Consider the following 15,478-nt stretch of genomic DNA (forward strand, 5'->3'; position numbering starts at 1 on the left):
ATCACCCTTTCGTGTGCTTTTCACCAAAGACCTCAAGGGAGTTGGAGGCGACGCCGACAAAGGATCCGTGAGTACCCTTGCGCACACCATGATGACCGCCGCCCGCTCCGCCGATTCCGGTCTGGCCGGCCCGGGCGAACTTGACCGCTACCCCTATGCCGAGGCCCCGGCCGCAGGCCGCGTCGGAGCCTCCCTCTGGGACGGCTCGGACCCGGAACTGGGCCGCGTGGGCCGACGGGCCGCAGGCAGCCGCGGGCGCGGACTGCACGGCCAACTCGTCCAGCAGCTGGGCCAGATGATCGTCTCCGGTGACCTGGGGGCGGACCGGCCGCTGGTGCCCGAGGAGATCGGCCAGCGTTTCGAGGTCTCCCGTACCGTTGTCCGTGAGTCGCTCCGCGTCCTGGAGGCCAAGGGCCTGGTCAGCGCCCGCCCGAACGTGGGCACGCGCGTGCGTCCCGTCAGTGACTGGAACCTCCTGGACCCGGACATCATCGAGTGGCGGGCATTCGGGCCGCAGCGCGACGACCAGCGCCGTGAGCTGAGCGAACTGCGCTGGACGATCGAGCCGCTCGCCGCACGCCTGGCCGCGGGACACGGCCGCGCGGACGTCCAGCAGCGCCTCGGCGACATGGTCGAGATCATGGGGCACGCCATGAGCCAGGGTGACGCGCTCACCTTCTCCCGTGCCGACGCCGAGTTCCATTCCCTGCTCATCCAGCTCGCGGGCAACCGCATGCTGGAGCATCTTTCCGGGATCGTCTCCGCTGCTCTCCAGGTCTCCGGCGGCCCGGTCACCGGCTGTGACCGACCGAACGAGACGTCGCTCGCCCACCACGGCCGGATCTCCGACGCCCTCGCTGCCGGCGACGGTGCGGCGGCCGAAGCGGCCATGCGCCAACTGCTCGCCGTCCATCCCGAGGTGGAGCGCGTGGTGCCCGCCCCGCGCGAGCACTGACCGCACACCGCGGGCAGTGCGGCCGAGGATGCCCTCCCCCTCCAGTGGCGTCGTTCGGCCGCCGAACCGCCTCCGTCGGATCCCGCGGGTCCCCCAGGGATCCTGCGGGGTCCGACCGGCGCGGCGCGGTGTTGGCACACCGGGCGCTGCTGGTCGGGACTGGCCGGTGACCTTGTCTGCCCATGTCTGACCGTTTTTGGTTGCTTACGGGGTGTGACTCGGGCCACGCGGATTGGGCGTAACGCTCTCGGGAACAGCGCGATGACCTAAGAGGTGACAGCCGCGGAGGGAATACGGACGCCGTTTCAGGCGCTGTGCATCTTCCCGGCCCCACGCCCGCGCCGTCGGCCACTCCCAGGCCGGTGGTCGGCTCCTGTCCGCCATGGACGGGGCCGGAAGCCGTTTTCCAACGTTCCGAGAGGTTGTTCGTGTCGGCCAGCACATCCCGTACGCTCCCGCCGGAGATCGCCGAGTCCGTCTCTGTCATGGCTCTCATTGAGCGGGGAAAGGCTGAGGGGCAGATCGCCGGCGACGACGTGCGTCGGGCCTTCGAAGCTGACCAGATTCCGGCCACTCAGTGGAAGAACGTACTGCGCAGCCTCAACCAGATCCTCGAGGAAGAGGGTGTGACGCTGATGGTCAGTGCCGCGGAGCCCAAGCGCACCCGAAAGAGCGTCGCAGCGAAGAGTCCGGCCAAGCGCACCGCCACCAAGACGGTCGCGGCGAAGACGGTGGCCACGAAGAAGGCCACCGCCACCGCCACCCCGGCGGCGCCTGCCGCCGAAGCCTCCGTCGAGGAGGAGGCGACCGTGAAGAAGGCCGCAGCCAAGAAGACGACGACCGCGAAGAAGGCGGTCGCCAAGAAGACGGTCGCCAAGAAGACGGCGGCCAAGAAGACGACCGGCGGCAAGGACGACGCCGAGGTCGCCGAGGACGAGGTCCTCGAAGAGATCAAGCCCGGTGAAGAGGAAGAGGAGGGGGCCGAGAACAAGGGCTTCGTCCTCTCCGACGACGACGAGGACGACGCGCCGGCCCAGCAGGTCGCCGTGGCCGGTGCCACCGCGGACCCGGTCAAGGACTACCTCAAGCAGATCGGCAAGGTCCCGCTGCTCAACGCCGAGCAGGAGGTCGAGCTCGCCAAGCGCATCGAGGCCGGTCTGTTCGCCGAGGACAAGCTGGCCAACGCCGACAAGCTCGCCCCGAAGCTCAAGCGCGAGCTCGAGATCATCGCCGAGGACGGCCGCCGCGCCAAGAACCACCTCCTGGAGGCCAACCTCCGACTGGTGGTCTCCCTGGCCAAGCGTTACACCGGCCGCGGGATGCTGTTCCTGGACCTCATCCAGGAGGGCAACCTCGGTCTGATCCGCGCGGTCGAGAAGTTCGACTACACCAAGGGCTACAAGTTCTCCACGTACGCCACCTGGTGGATCCGTCAGGCGATCACCCGCGCGATGGCCGACCAGGCCCGCACCATCCGTATCCCGGTGCACATGGTCGAGGTCATCAACAAGCTCGCGCGCGTGCAGCGCCAGATGCTCCAGGACCTGGGCCGTGAGCCCACCCCGGAGGAGCTGGCCAAGGAACTCGACATGACCCCCGAGAAGGTCATCGAGGTCCAGAAGTACGGCCGCGAGCCCATCTCGCTGCACACTCCGCTGGGCGAGGACGGAGACAGCGAGTTCGGTGACCTCATCGAGGACTCCGAGGCCGTCGTCCCGGCCGACGCGGTCAGCTTCACGCTTCTCCAGGAGCAGCTGCACTCGGTCCTCGACACCCTGTCCGAGCGCGAGGCGGGCGTCGTCTCGATGCGCTTCGGTCTCACCGACGGTCAGCCGAAGACCCTCGACGAGATCGGCAAGGTGTACGGCGTCACGCGCGAGCGCATTCGCCAGATCGAGTCGAAGACCATGTCGAAGCTGCGTCATCCGTCGCGTTCGCAGGTGCTGCGCGACTACCTCGACTAGGCCATTTCCTCGGAAGCGCCCCTGACCTCGGATTTTTCCGGTCGGGGGCGTTTTCGTGTGGGCGCACAGCGCTACTAACCCAGATATCTTGCGCTCGGGCATATGCTTGTGGCATGACCGTAAACCCGGACATAGCCTCCCTGCTGGACTCCTGGCTGCTGCACCTCGCCGCCGAGCGGAAGAGCATCCAGACGCGCAAGACCTACGGCGACGGAGTCCGGGCCTTCCTGCGATGGTGCGAAGCGGCGGGCCGTTCCCCGACTCTTGACCGGCCGACCGTGAACGCCTTCGTCTCGGCCTTGCTGGATGGGGGCGCCGAGGCGGCCACGGCCCGGTCACGGCAGCTGGCGGTGCGTCGCTTCTCGGCCTGGCTCGCCGAGGAGGGCGAGATCCCTGCCGACCAGTTGGCGAACCTCAAGCCGCCGCGGCTCGACCACAAGGTGGTCCAGGAACTCGACGATGACCAGTGCCGGCTACTGATCAAGGCCTGCTCCGGGCGGGACTTCCGTGACCGCCGGGACGAGGCGATCATCCGGCTGATGATCGAGACCGGCGCCCGGGCAGGGGAGATCGTGGCCATGGAGACCAGGGATGTGGACCTGAAGACGGGCATGGCCATCATCAGGCGCGGAAAGGGCGGCAAGAGCCGCAAGGTGCCCCTCAGCCCACAGACCTGCCGAGCCATCGACCGCTACCTGCGGGCCCGCCGGACGCACCGGCTGGCTGCGCTCCCGGACCTGTGGCTGGGCGACAGGAGCAAGGGCTTCAGCTACCAGGCGCTGTACAGCGCGTTGAAGGGGCGCGCCGACGCGGCCGGGATCCCCGACTTCCACCCCCATGTGCTGCGCCACACCGCTGCCGGGCGGTGGCTTGCCCGAGGTGGCTCCGAGGGTGGGCTGATGGCCGTGGCCGGATGGTCCCGCCGCGACATGATCGACCGGTACACGCGGGCGACGTCGGAGCGCCGTGCCGCCGACGAGGCCCGGCGGCTCAACTTGGGGGACTTGTGAGCGGCGGAGTAGTACTTCTGACCGTCTGGTGCGGTCAGTGCCAAGACGAGAAGCGCCCCGACAGGGGAAAGCTAGGCGTTATCGAGCGCACCCCCAAAGGGACGATTAGGTGGGATGTGAACGCAAAGCGCCTGGCCCGCCTCAACCGCCCCGGTGATTGGCGGGGGTGGCGGGGTGGCGTGGTGCTGCAGCACTCTGCCTACTCGCACCTCGATGTGCCTGATCGACTGGTCGCCATCTGCCCTCGCCACGGGCGCGGCTACATTCGAACCTCGGATGTGGTAGCACAGCGTGGTAGCCTCACGTTGAAAATGTCTGTCGGCGGCTAAGCCGCGTGACCGGGGTCGGCAACCCGGACAAAGCCCAGGAGGGCTAGTCCGTGGCTGCTTTGACGCCCGACCCCATTACCGAACAGACCGGTCTTAATGCGGCTCAGCGCCGTTTGCGCGCTCAGATTGCCGCCGGTGAGCTGTGGTCCCGAGTAGACGACCCCGCCGCCCACACTGCACCCGCACGTAGGGCCTTCCTTGACCACTTCGAGGAGCAGGTCGACCCTGACCGCATCCTTGCCCCGGAAGAGCGCGCACGCCGCGCTGAGCACGCGCGCAAGGCCCATTTCAAGCGGCTCGCCTTGGCCAGCTCCAAGGCCCGCGCGGCCAAGGCCGCCGCCCGCCGCGACGCCAAGGGCGGCGGTGGTCGCGCATGAGCGAGCGGATCCAGGAGGGTCTCTTTCCCCTGTCCGACGTCGAACTGACTCCCGCCCAGAAGGCCAGGATTACCCGGGCCAAGAACAGGCGGGCCAAGTGGTACGAGGCCGAGAGCGCGCTGCCGTGCTGCTGGTGTGAGCAGCAGACCCTCCGCCGCGACGGCGACGACTATCCGTGGTGCTCTGAGGACTGCCAGCAGGCGTACTACGCCACGCCGGAAGGACGCTGGATGCTGGGCGGTGGTGTCGTTGTCGCATAACAGCGCCGGAGCCGCCGCCCACGGCCAGGGCAACGGCTCCGAACAGATCATCAACCAGGCGACGGCTCGATCTGAGCTCAGTGTACAGCCGTCCACTGGGTCAGATGGAGAACCGTACGCCGTGGCCGAGCTGAGCGATCTGGTCCGGATCGCCCGCGATCTCTGTGCGGAGGATGAAGCTGGCGTAGAGACGCCATCCGAAGGGATGGCCGACAACCCACCGCGGCGGGCGGCGGTGACGTACGCAGCGCGCGGATGGAGGGTCGTACCGGCCGAGCACGGCCTCAAGTTCCCCACCATGAAGAAGTGGCAGGACGAGGCCACCGCCACCGACTGGGGCAAGATCCTCGACTGGTTCCCCGAGGGCCAGCAGGTGAACGTCTGCATCGTCACCGGCGAGGAGTCCAACCTCTTCGTGCTAGACATCGACGACGCCCAGCCATGGCGAGGGAAGCCCGCCAAAGAGGGCTCCAGGACGCTCGCCGAACTGGAACTCGAACTCGGTCCCCTGCCCAGGACGTTCACCGTCCAGACCCGTACGGGCGGGCTCCACAAGTACTTCTCGATGGAAGGCGTGGACTGGGACATCCGGAACGCTGTCGGCGTGTCAGGCCCGTTGGGCAAGGATCTAGACATCCGCGGCAACGGCGGGCAGGTCGTCGCGGCACCCTCGTGGGCGCGTGAGGACGACAACGGCGCTGCCGGGTACTACACCGTCGCTGACGATGCCCCCGTCGCCGCCATGCCCCACGCGTGGCTCGACAGGCTTCGCCCGAAGCCGAAGCTGAAGCACGTCCCCCCACAGGCGCAGAGCCCGGAAGACATTTTCATGCAGCCCGGCCCCTCGCGGTTCAGCCAGCACGCGTACACCCAGCATGACGCCAGCCCCAGCGCCGGCTACGGCTACAACGCCCTCCAGTCCGCGTGCAAGAACATCAGGGAAGCGCCGGACGGTACGCAGAACCACACCATCAACAAGGAAGCTCACGGCATGGGGGGACTCTTCCTCTCTGGACAGCTCGGGAGCGACGCCGAGTGGGTGAAGGACCAACTCCTCCAGGCAGCCCTTGAGGGCAATCACCCGCGTCATCGAGCGGTCAAGACCATCGAGTCTGGCTGGAACTCGGCAACTCCCAGGGCGGTGCCCCAGCGCACTCCGATCCAGTTCAGGAGGAAGTAGGCCGTGAAGTATCCGTGGAACGACTTCGGCAACGCACACAGAGTCCTCGCCAAGTACGGGGACCGCTTCAAGTTCGTACGGGACGACACCAAGGGCAAGTTCGTCGCCTTCGACGACCGCAAGTGGGAGTGGCGGGGCGCGGACACCACGCTTCGGGCCGCCGTCATCGACACCTTCGCCGACATGTCCGACGAAGCGCTGGAGTACGACGGCACCAGGTCCACCCACTCCAAGGGCACCGAGCAGCCGTCCGAGCGGGACAAGTTCCTGATCTGGTCGAGGGCGCAGCAGTCCGCTGGTGCCGTGGACGCCTGCATGCGGGTGCTCAACGGTCACACCGACATGATCATGTGGCCGGGGGACTTTGACGAGCACCGGCACCTGATCAACTTCGACAACGGGACGCTCGACACCAACACCCTCCAGTTCTTCGAGCACGACCCCGAGGACTACATCACACGAGTCATGGCGGTGGCGTACAAGCCCGACGCTAGGTGCCCGCGGTGGTGCTCCTTCCTGGAGGAGAATGTCCCCGACGCCGCCACCCGTGAGTACCTTCAGAAGGTCGTCGGCTACACCCTCACAGGGCGCTCCAACGAGAAGATCCTGATGTGGCTGTACGGCCCGGCCAACACCGGAAAATCCATCATCGTCAACACGCTCTGCAAGATGTTCGGCGACGACTACGGTCTTACCGCGAACGACGGAGCACTCCGCCCCCGAAAGGGCGGCGGCCCCTCACCCGAGCTGAATTCCATGAAGGGAAAGCGGTATGTCGCGGCGTCGGAAACCGGACAGGGACAGGAACTCGACGAAGCCCTCGTAAAGCGCATCACCGGCGGCGACACTCAGAATTCGCGTGGCCTTTATGCCAACGAATCCAACTGGAATCCGGAGTGCGTTATCTGGGTCGCGTCCAACCAGTTCCCGCAGCCCCGTGGCGACGACGACGCCATCTGGGGGCGGTTCCGGCCGGTGGAGTTCTCGGTGCCGTACGGCCCCGACAACCCTGCCCGCGACCCCTGCCTGTCGGAGAAGCTGTCGGCGGAGCTGGAGGGCATCGCCGCCTGGGCCGTCGAGGGCCTGCGGATGTACCTGGAAGAAGGACTGACCGACCTGCCCCACCTGATGGTGATGGCCGCCGACCGATTCCGCGAGGAAGCCGACCCCGTCCGCCGCTTCGTCACCGAGGCCGAGGACGCCGGGAAACTGAAGCTGAAGCCCGAAGGCCGCTGCTCCCGTAGTGACCTGTTCGCCCTGTATCAAGGCTGGTGCAAGGCCAACGGTCAGGGCACGTACTCCGCACGACGGTTCTACGAGCGCCTGGCAATGGTGCCTGGTATCACCGACGTGAAGAAGAGGTCGAACGGCAAGGACTTCGTCGTCGGCCTCGAGCTGCTCACTGTGAGTTGGCAGGCCACCCCTGGTTGGTCAGGGATGCAGTAGGGACGGTTCGACACCGAGTTGTCCCTCACCCCGCAGACGGCAGGGACAAAGTGGCGATCTCAGGGACGGTAGAGGGACGGTTTTGAGGCCCTTCGTCCCTTGATCCTATTAGCTCTGACCTGTGGTTATGCTTCATTAGGGATGAAAGGGAAGGTTCCTTCTACCCCTTTCGCATAGGAATAGTTAAATGGACCCTTCTTGGTGCTGAGGTCAACAATAGGAAATTTCCTCCCCACCGTCCCTATGTGGCGGATGCAGGTGGCAGTGTCGCATCGTCTGTCACCCGTCGCTGTGTTTCTCCTTCAGATTTCTCCTGCGGCGCCAGCGTGCACAGTGTGCTTATTTTTGGTGTGAGTACCTGCACTTGCAGCGACAGTGCGACCCACTGGACCTGGCAGATCCCGAGTGGCTGACGCCCGTGGAGGAGCGCCAGCGCTGGCCCGAGCCGCCCGCCCAGGCTCACCCCGGAGAGAACGAGACCTCGCCGTCCAAGGCGCAAGCGGTTGCTGCTGCGTGGTTTCAATCCTCGGCGTCGGTGGGGGCGCCGGTAGTCCAGCCGTCGATGAGATGAAGCGTGCCGACGATGGGCCTGTGGTCGTCATCCTGGCGCTGCCCCTGGGTGCCGGAGGGGCCCCCGGAAGGCCGCTTAGGTGGGTCAGGGAGGCCCTGCTGTCGCCGGTAAGCAGCGGCCCTCATCCGGTTGCCTCGGGCCGCCCCCGCTGCTCTGTTGCACGACGCATGCGACCACGACCAGCCGTCGCCGCCGTCGTGGTGGTCGAGGTCGAGCTTCTGGTCGGGCAGCATCGGTTTCGAACACCGATAGCACGGCGTTCCGTACGCAAGTTCACGTTTCCCCGGCGACGACGCGCGTAGGAATTGCGGATCGCCGTACTTGCCTCGACAGGGGACACACCTGCGCGCCGGTCGGCCGCGATGCTGGTAAAAGACGAGTCCGCAGTCTTCGCATTCACGCTGAGGCACTTTCCGCCCGCCCTTCCCAGCTTCCTTGATCATTTCGCTCCAGAGGCCCAGAGAGAGAAATAAAACGATAGTGGCGGGGTGGCAAGTCGTTCAATACCTATGTGCACCCCCTCCCCCCTACTGGCCGGGGGGGCCTCGACCGCCCGGCACGCATGCAGACCTGTCGACCCCTTAAAATCGTCACCCATTCCGCTTCACGTATGCATTCTGCTTTGCGTGCGGACAATGATGGCTTCAGGGCCTATAGGGAACATGCCGGGGCAAGGGAGTCTCTTATGTCACATAAGCGTTTCTCGCCTTGCTCGATCACGCTTTACGATTTGATGCCTTCGACGTTCGGATTATAGCTGCACTCAACAGCCACCTGTATATGCCGTACCAGGGTAGGCGTAACGGCAGGGAATGGGCTGGCGCACTGGAGAGGTGGCTGGCGGATGCGGGGAAACGCCAGGTGGACATTGAGACAAGGAGCTCATTGACCCATGGGCTACCACACTCCCAACGGCCTCCATGCACCACTTGGTCGGCGGCAACTGCAACGACGTCACCCAGTTGCTGCCTCTGATCGACGCCACCCGCCGGTCAGAGGCAGGGTCGGTCACCCACGACGCAAGCGCGGATACGACCGCGACATCTACCGCGACACCCTTCCCGGCGCCACGTCCGCCTCCAGCCGCTACTTCGCCGAGGACATCACCGAGTCGTTCGTCCTCCAGGACCCACCTCCCGGTCCCCACGTCCCCCGGCGTCGGCGTCGGCGTCACGCCGCTCCCCGACCCCTGCGCCGCTTCACGACGGCACGGCGGGACCTGCACGGGGGGGCGGTGAGGCGGGCGGGGCGCGGCAATGGGCCGGGCGGGGCGAGACGGAGAACTTCGCGGAACCTGGCGCCCGAGAAGGGCCGTTGAGAGCCAGCCCGGTCAGCGGGCATCATGAGGGCCACTTCCCATCGGCCGATTCCCCGCGAGGGCGCCATGCACAGTACTGACCCGGCGGCAGCGACCTCCTCCGCCACGGGCAACACGCACTCTGCACCGCCCACCGGGGCCGCACCGCCTTCCGGGCCCGTATCAGCCCCGCAGAGTACGGGCATCGCCCCGGCGCCGGCGGCCACTCCACCCACGTCGGCCCGGAGCGCGACGACTTCCGCCTCCGCGGCCGCAGCGCCCGACCCGAGTCCGCCCGGGCCACGTCGGCGCGAGCTGATCGCCGAGGCTCTCGTGCCGGGCATGCTGGAAAGCCCGCCGGGACAGAGACGACGGAGGGTCCTGTGGACTCTGGCGAGCAGTGCCGTCGTTGGCCTTCTCGCCTGGCTCGTCCCGGCCGCTCTCGACTACTTCGCGACCGAGCCGACGACACGCCACTCGAAGCAGGTCGAGGAGAACCTCGACCGTGAGGGTCCGGCTTTCACGTCGTCCACGCGCGTGGACGCGGACCCGCTCTACATGGCTTATGTGCTGGATCGCCCGCTGACCCGTACCGAGGCCGCCACCTTCCTGAAATCCGGCGCCGACGACGGCCCCAACTTCGAGGAGGTGGAAGAACTGGCCGCGACCCACGGTGGCCACGGTCTTGAGGATCCGGGCTGGGACAAGTCCGACGGATACTCGTCCTCGTGGCTCATCGATCTCTTCAGCGACAGATCGGCGAGCCTGGCGATCACCGGCATGAGGGCCAAGAACCTGAGATGCGGCCCCGCCGCCGCGAAGACGGTCATCCTGGTCCGCCCCGAGGGCGGGGGCGCCTATGACGGAATCCATTTCAACCTCTCCGAGCCGAAGACGCCGTACTCTCTCCGCCCCGACGGCTACTTCGGCAAGCCGTACTTCTCGCGCAAGAAGATCGATCTCGGCAACGGCGCCGAGCCCGGAGGGCTCCGTGCGAGCTTTTCGTCCGGAGTGCAAGATTGCGACTTCCTGCTGGAAGCCGAGTACAGGGATTCCTTGGGGGTGCACCAGCAGGAAATCAAGAATGCTTCGGGACGCTTCGCGGTGCGCGGACTTCCCGCGAACCCGTACCAGTTCTTCCTCTGGACGAACGCGGGTGTCTTCGACTGTGGCCCGCACCAGTTGCAGCGGCCCCGGATGTGCCCGGCGATCCCCTTCTCGGTCACCAACTGGTCTTCCGTCCTCTGAAGCGGCACCGCACCGACTGCGGATCAGGTCCCGGGCCGGCCAACAGCGACGAACTCCTGTACAGCTCTCTGGTGAGGTCGGTCAGGCAGGCCCGCAATCGCTCTGCGGCAGCGCGGGAGGAGTCACCGGCAGCGGGAACGAAGTCCCGGTCCTTCACCGAGGCGGCCCAATCCATGATCCTCACGCGTCCGCGGCCTAGAGAGCCTCCGGAGTAGGAACACGGTATCGCCCCGCCACATCACCCCTCCCGCACCGCGTGCAGCTGGCGTGATGCTGCTGCCGCCGAAAGCGTTGCCGTGCGGATTGCGTCCAAGGCTGAGAGGGCAGGCTGCGGAACTTCAGGGTCACCCGGGCCAGCCTGTCGGGGTAAGCTGGACACGGCCGCACGGGAGCGTTCTTGGTCACACTTGAAATCTCGCGTGCGGCCACTTCCATGCCCTGGACTCGGCCTGTTCGCGTAGGCAAGTCAAGGCAAGGGTGGAGTCACCGGGCCCCTAGAATGGCCGTCGTGACCGACAACTCTCAGCGCCCCGACAGCGGGCCTAACAGCGCCCCCGAACTGCCGACCCAGTACACGCCGGCCGAGGTAGAGGAGACGCTGTACGAGCGCTGGGTAGAGCGCGGTTACTTCGAGGCTGACGCGAAGAGTGACAAGCCCGCGTACACCATCGTCATCCCGCCGCCGAACGTCACCGGCTCCCTCCATCTGGGCCACGCCTTCGAGCACACGCTGATCGACGCCCTCACCCGCCGCAAGCGCATGCAGGGCTACGAGACGCTGTGGCAGCCCGGCATGGACCACGCCGGTATCGCGACACAGAACGTCGTCGAGCGGGAGCTTGCCAAGGAAGGCAAGTCCCGCCACGACCTCGGTCGCGAGGCGTTCGTCGAGCGGGTCTGGCGGTGGAAGGCCGAGTCCGGTGGCCAGATCGCCGGGCAGATGCGGCGCCTGGGCAACGGCGTCGCGTGGAGCCGCGATCGGTTCACCATGGACGAGGGCTTGTCCCGTGCCGTCCAGACCGTCTTCAAGAAGATGTTCGACGACGGTCTGATCTACCGCGCCGAGCGCATCATCAACTGGTGTCCGCGCTGCCTGACGGCCATCTCGGACATCGAGGTCGACTACCAGGACGACGACGGCGAGCTGGTCTCCATCAAGTACGGCGAGGGGGACGACTCGGTCGTCGTCGCCACCACGCGTGCGGAGACGATGCTCGGTGACACCGCCGTCGCTGTTCACCCGGACGACGAGCGGTACAAGCACCTCGTCGGCAAGCGCATCAAGCTGCCGCTGACGGGCCGCACGATTCCCGTCGTCGCCGACACGCACGTCGACCCGGAGTTCGGCACCGGTGCTGTCAAGGTCACGCCCGCCCACGACCCGAACGACTTCGCCATCGGCCAGCGGCATGACCTGGAGTCGCTGACCGTCATGGACGAGCGCGGCGTGATCACGGTCCACGGGCCTTTCGAGGGGCTTGACCGCTTCGAGGCACGTTCCGCGATCGTCGCCGCGCTGCGCGCCGACGGCCGGATCGTCGCGGAGAAGCGGCCGTACATCCACTCGGTGGGCCACTGCTCGCGATGCAAGACGACCCTTGAGCCGCGACTGTCTCTGCAGTGGTGGGTCAAGGTCGAGACGCTCGCCAAGGACGCTGGCGACGCGGTCCGCGACGGCCGGGTGGACATCCACCCCGCCGACCTGTCGCAGCGGTACTTCGACTGGGTCGACAACCTCAACGACTGGTGCATCTCACGGCAGTTGTGGTGGGGCCACCGCATCCCCGTCTGGCACGGCCCGAACGGCGAGACCGTGTGCGTCGGCCCCGACGAGCAGCCGCCGAGCGGCGAGGGCTGGGAGCAGGACACCGACGTCCTCGACACCTGGTTCTCCTCCGGCCTGTGGCCCTTCTCCACGCTGGGCTGGCCCGAGAAGACCGCGGACTTGGCCAAGTTCTATCCGAACTCGGCCATGGTCACCGGGTACGACCTGATGTTCTTCTGGGTCGCCCGGATGATGATGTTCGGCCTGTACGCGATGGACGGCGAGATCCCCTTCCGCACCATCGCGTTCCACGGCATGGTCCGTGACGAGCACGGCAAGAAGATGTCGAAGTCGTTCGGCAACACGGTCAATCCGCTGGACTGGATGGACAAGTACGGCTCCGACGCTCTGCGGTTCACGCTCGCGCGGGGCGCCAACCCCGGTACCGACGTGCCGATCGGCGAGGACTGGGTCCAGGCGTCCCGGAACTTCGCCAACAAGATCTGGAACGCGACACGGTTCGCGATGATGAACGGCGCCACGATCGAGGGCGAGCTGCCCCCGGCCGAGCAGCTCTCGGCCACGGACCGCTGGATCCTGTCCCGGTTGAACACCGTCGTGGCCGAGGCGGACGCGTACTACGACGACTACCAGTTCGCGAAGCTCGCCGAAGCTCTGTACCACTTCGCGTGGGACGAGGTCTTCGACTGGTACGTCGAGCTGTCCAAGACGACGTTCATGGCCGGCGGCGAGGCAGCCAAGGTCTCGGCTCGCGTCCTGGGCGAGGTCCTGGACGTGACGCTGCGTCTGCTGCATCCCATCGTTCCGTTCGTGACGGAGACGCTGTGGACCACGCTCACCGCCCGCGAGTCCGTCGTGATCGCCGACTGGCCCACGGACAGCGGCTTCCGCGATGCCGCGGCCGAGGCGGAGATCGAGAGCCTCCAGCAGGTGATCACCGAGGTTCGCCGCTTCCGCTCGGACCAGGGGCTACAGCCCGGTCAGAAGGTGCCGGCGCGTCTGGAGCTGTCGGGTACGCAGCTCGCTGCCCACGAGGCCGCCATCCGTCAGCTGCTCCGGCTCCAGCCGGAGGGTGACGGCTTCAGTGCCACGGCGACCCTCCCGGTCGCTGGCGCCACGGTCGCGCTCGACCTGTCCGGCACGATCGACGTCGCGGCCGAGCGCAAGCGGCTGGCCAAGGACTTGGCTTCGGCGGAGAAGGAGAAAGCCCAGGCGGAGGCCAAGCTCGGCAACGAGGCGTTCCTGGCGAAGGCGCCGGACAACGTGGTCGAGAAGATTCGTACCCGCCTGACGAAGGCCGAGGAGGACATCGTTCGGCTGCAGAACCAGATCAACAACCTGCCGCCTGCCTAGTAGCCAGAACAGCGAGGAAGCCCCGGACGCATCGTCCGGGGCTTCCTTCATAAGGCGGGCACCGCTACGGAATTCCCAAGTCCTCGAAGGGGCTCGACAGGGAGAACTGTCGCTGGCGGGCGACCACGAGGGCCTGTTCGAGGTCGAACTCGGCCATCTGGATCAGGTCGACGAGCCGGGACGGCTTCGAGGCGAGGACGAGGCGCGTGATGTCCTCGGCCGCGTCGTCGCGGTTGAAGTGGTGCCGGAACAGGTCGAGGTTCTTCTGCACCACCAGCAGGGTCATGTCGAACTCGGATATCTCGGCGTTGGAGACCCGTCGTGTTCGCGTATGGACCCGGTATTCGTGCAGCGGACCGCCGATGCACACGATGTGGTTCGCCTCGCCTCTGCGGAACCGGCCAGCGAGGAGGTTCACGGCGAACGCCCAGTCCCCCCACTTCCGTACGTCCGGGTCGTAGAGACCGCCGTGGATGGCGTCGTTGCGGCGATAGACGATCGACGTGGGGACGTGGTGCTTGCGCAGGACCAGCTCCTCGCGGCACGGGTAGGAGGAGATGGTGAGCCCGTCGAAGTCGCCGATCATCCGCGACATGGTGTGGACGAAGGCCACGTGCTGGTGCGTCCTGAGGAGCTTGACGGCTCGGTCCGGGTAGCTGCCGGCCTCCAGCAGCTCAGGATCCGTGGCGAGCCGGTCGTCGGCGTCGAGCTGCATCACGTACTCGAAGGACGCGGCGTTGATGCCTGCGTTCCTGGCGGCGTGGTGTCCGCTGTGCTCCTGGCGGACGATGCGGACCTCGGTGCGCTGAGCGCACTGCGCGATGGCTCGAAGCGTGGGCTGGTCGTCGGAGCCGTCATCCACGATCACGACTTCGTACGGGAACGTGTGGGGCTGCTGGATCAGGGACTCGACGGCTTCCACGAGGTAGCCCCCCGAGTTGAAGCAGGCGATGACGAAGCTGATCCCCTCGGGCGTGCTCGACTTCACGGTGTTCTCCCTGTCTCTGATCAGGCTGCCCGGTTGGCGGCGATGACGGTGGCCCGGGTCGCCTCGAAGCAGTTGCGCCCGGTTCGGCTGTCCTGTTCCGCGTGCTCGGACCAGAGCAGCGTGAGGTCCCAGCCGTCGTAGATCCGCTCGACGACGTGTCGGAAGGAGTCCGGGGAGTAGTCGGCCTCCCCCTCGATACGAAGCCGTTGGCCGTCCGCGGACCTGCGGGTGATCCCCGTGAAGACTTCGAGGTAGTGGTAGTTCGCCCCGCGCGCGTGAGCGACCGCGCTGGTGAGGAGGGACTCGACGTCGCGTCTCGCGAGGTAATGCAGGACGTCCTTGGCGACGATGACCCCGAAGTCCTCATCGATGGCGAAGTTTTCGGCGAGGCATTCCCGTGGGTCGATCAGGCGGGCCCAATCTGCTGCACCGTCGACGCGGTGGAGAAGCGAGTCGCTGGGGATCTGATCGACGGCTACGACGCGAAATCCTGCACGCGCTAAGACGATGGTGTAAGTGCCGGCCCCGTATCCCAGATCCAGTGCGGTACGTGGGGTCTCGTCTCCGATGGATTCCAGGAGGGTGTTGAACCGCTCCGAGGTGGCGGCCTGGAGGTTCTCTGCGGTGTTCCGGCCGCGCGGGATCGCGTCCGCGTAGAAGGCATGCACGGATGCCTTCGAAACTGGCTGATTCATGGATGGCTCCTCTATGCCT

11 protein-coding genes and 1 pseudogene are annotated in these 15,478 nt (G+C 66.6%); 10 read left to right on the forward strand and 2 right to left on the reverse strand.

The features are described 5' to 3' along the window. Positions 1–67: 67 nt before the first annotated feature. The 10 genes and pseudogenes from ACIBJB_RS35335 (at position 68) to ACIBJB_RS35380 (ending at position 13,776) form a co-directional block, all read left to right on the forward strand. On the forward strand, positions 68–955 hold the full coding sequence (locus ACIBJB_RS35335; protein ID WP_398936846.1) for a FadR/GntR family transcriptional regulator: 888 nt from the start codon (positions 68–70) through the stop codon (positions 953–955). A gap of 428 nt (positions 956–1,383) precedes the next feature. Then, positions 1,384–2,919 (forward strand): RNA polymerase sigma factor, encoded by a 1,536-nt coding sequence (locus tag ACIBJB_RS35340; protein WP_398936848.1) that lies wholly within the window; start codon positions 1,384–1,386, stop codon positions 2,917–2,919. 113 nt (positions 2,920–3,032) lie between these two features. After that, positions 3,033–3,929, forward strand: a complete 897-nt coding sequence (locus ACIBJB_RS35345) for a tyrosine-type recombinase/integrase (protein WP_398936850.1) — start codon at positions 3,033–3,035, stop codon at positions 3,927–3,929. A gap of 379 nt (positions 3,930–4,308) precedes the next feature. Next, complete coding sequence (locus ACIBJB_RS35350) at positions 4,309–4,635, forward strand: hypothetical protein (RefSeq protein WP_398936852.1); 327 nt, start codon at positions 4,309–4,311, stop codon at positions 4,633–4,635. Next, positions 4,632–4,895 carry a hypothetical protein gene (locus ACIBJB_RS35355; RefSeq protein ID WP_398936854.1) on the forward strand — a complete coding sequence of 88 codons (264 nt, stop codon included), beginning with the start codon at positions 4,632–4,634 and terminating at the stop codon, positions 4,893–4,895. The genes ACIBJB_RS35350 and ACIBJB_RS35355 overlap by 4 nt, the downstream gene beginning before the upstream one ends. A 121-nt stretch (positions 4,896–5,016) precedes the next feature. After that, positions 5,017–6,075, forward strand: coding sequence for a bifunctional DNA primase/polymerase (locus ACIBJB_RS35360; protein ID WP_398936856.1), 1,059 nt, complete (start codon positions 5,017–5,019; stop codon positions 6,073–6,075). Between the two features lie 3 nt (positions 6,076–6,078). Further along, the gene (locus ACIBJB_RS35365; RefSeq protein WP_398936858.1) at positions 6,079–7,521 is read left to right on the forward strand and encodes a phage/plasmid primase, P4 family; all 1,443 of its coding nucleotides are present in this window, start codon (positions 6,079–6,081) and stop codon (positions 7,519–7,521) included. 1,500 nt (positions 7,522–9,021) lie between these two features. Next, positions 9,022–9,146 (forward strand): annotated as a pseudogene (locus ACIBJB_RS35370) (IS5/IS1182 family transposase); the annotation flags it as partial. An 801-nt stretch (positions 9,147–9,947) separates the two neighbouring features. Further along, on the forward strand, positions 9,948–10,637 hold the full coding sequence (locus ACIBJB_RS35375; protein ID WP_398936860.1) for a hypothetical protein: 690 nt from the start codon (positions 9,948–9,950) through the stop codon (positions 10,635–10,637). A gap of 499 nt (positions 10,638–11,136) precedes the next feature. After that, entirely contained in the window at positions 11,137–13,776 is a 2,640-nt protein-coding gene (locus ACIBJB_RS35380; RefSeq protein WP_398936862.1) for a valine--tRNA ligase, read from the forward strand. A 64-nt stretch (positions 13,777–13,840) separates the two neighbouring features. On the opposite strand, the gene ACIBJB_RS35385 is transcribed toward ACIBJB_RS35380, so the two are convergent. Together ACIBJB_RS35385 and ACIBJB_RS35390 are read right to left on the reverse strand one after the other, a co-directional pair. After that, the gene (locus ACIBJB_RS35385) at positions 13,841–14,764 is read right to left on the reverse strand and encodes a glycosyltransferase family 2 protein (protein ID WP_398936864.1); all 924 of its coding nucleotides are present in this window, start codon (positions 14,762–14,764) and stop codon (positions 13,841–13,843) included. A 20-nt stretch (positions 14,765–14,784) separates the two neighbouring features. Further along, positions 14,785–15,459, reverse strand: coding sequence for a class I SAM-dependent methyltransferase (locus ACIBJB_RS35390; RefSeq protein WP_398936866.1), 675 nt, complete (start codon positions 15,457–15,459; stop codon positions 14,785–14,787). Positions 15,460–15,478: the final 19 nt, after the last annotated feature.

The sequence above is a fragment of the Streptomyces sp. NPDC050759 genome (assembly GCF_044456945.1).
GTDB lineage: Bacteria > Actinomycetota > Actinomycetes > Streptomycetales > Streptomycetaceae > Streptomyces.

Coding starts and splice junctions, on each gene's coding strand:
- ACIBJB_RS35345 (WP_398936850.1), top strand. CDS start 3,033: ATGACCGTAAACCCGGACATAGCCTCCCTGCTGGACTCCTGGCTGCTG.
- ACIBJB_RS35380 (WP_398936862.1), top strand. CDS start 11,137: ATGGCCGTCGTGACCGACAACTCTCAGCGCCCCGACAGCGGGCCTAAC.
- ACIBJB_RS35390 (WP_398936866.1), bottom strand. CDS start 15,459: ATGAATCAGCCAGTTTCGAAGGCATCCGTGCATGCCTTCTACGCGGAC.
- ACIBJB_RS35355 (WP_398936854.1), top strand. CDS start 4,632: ATGAGCGAGCGGATCCAGGAGGGTCTCTTTCCCCTGTCCGACGTCGAA.
- ACIBJB_RS35375 (WP_398936860.1), top strand. CDS start 9,948: ATGGCTTATGTGCTGGATCGCCCGCTGACCCGTACCGAGGCCGCCACC.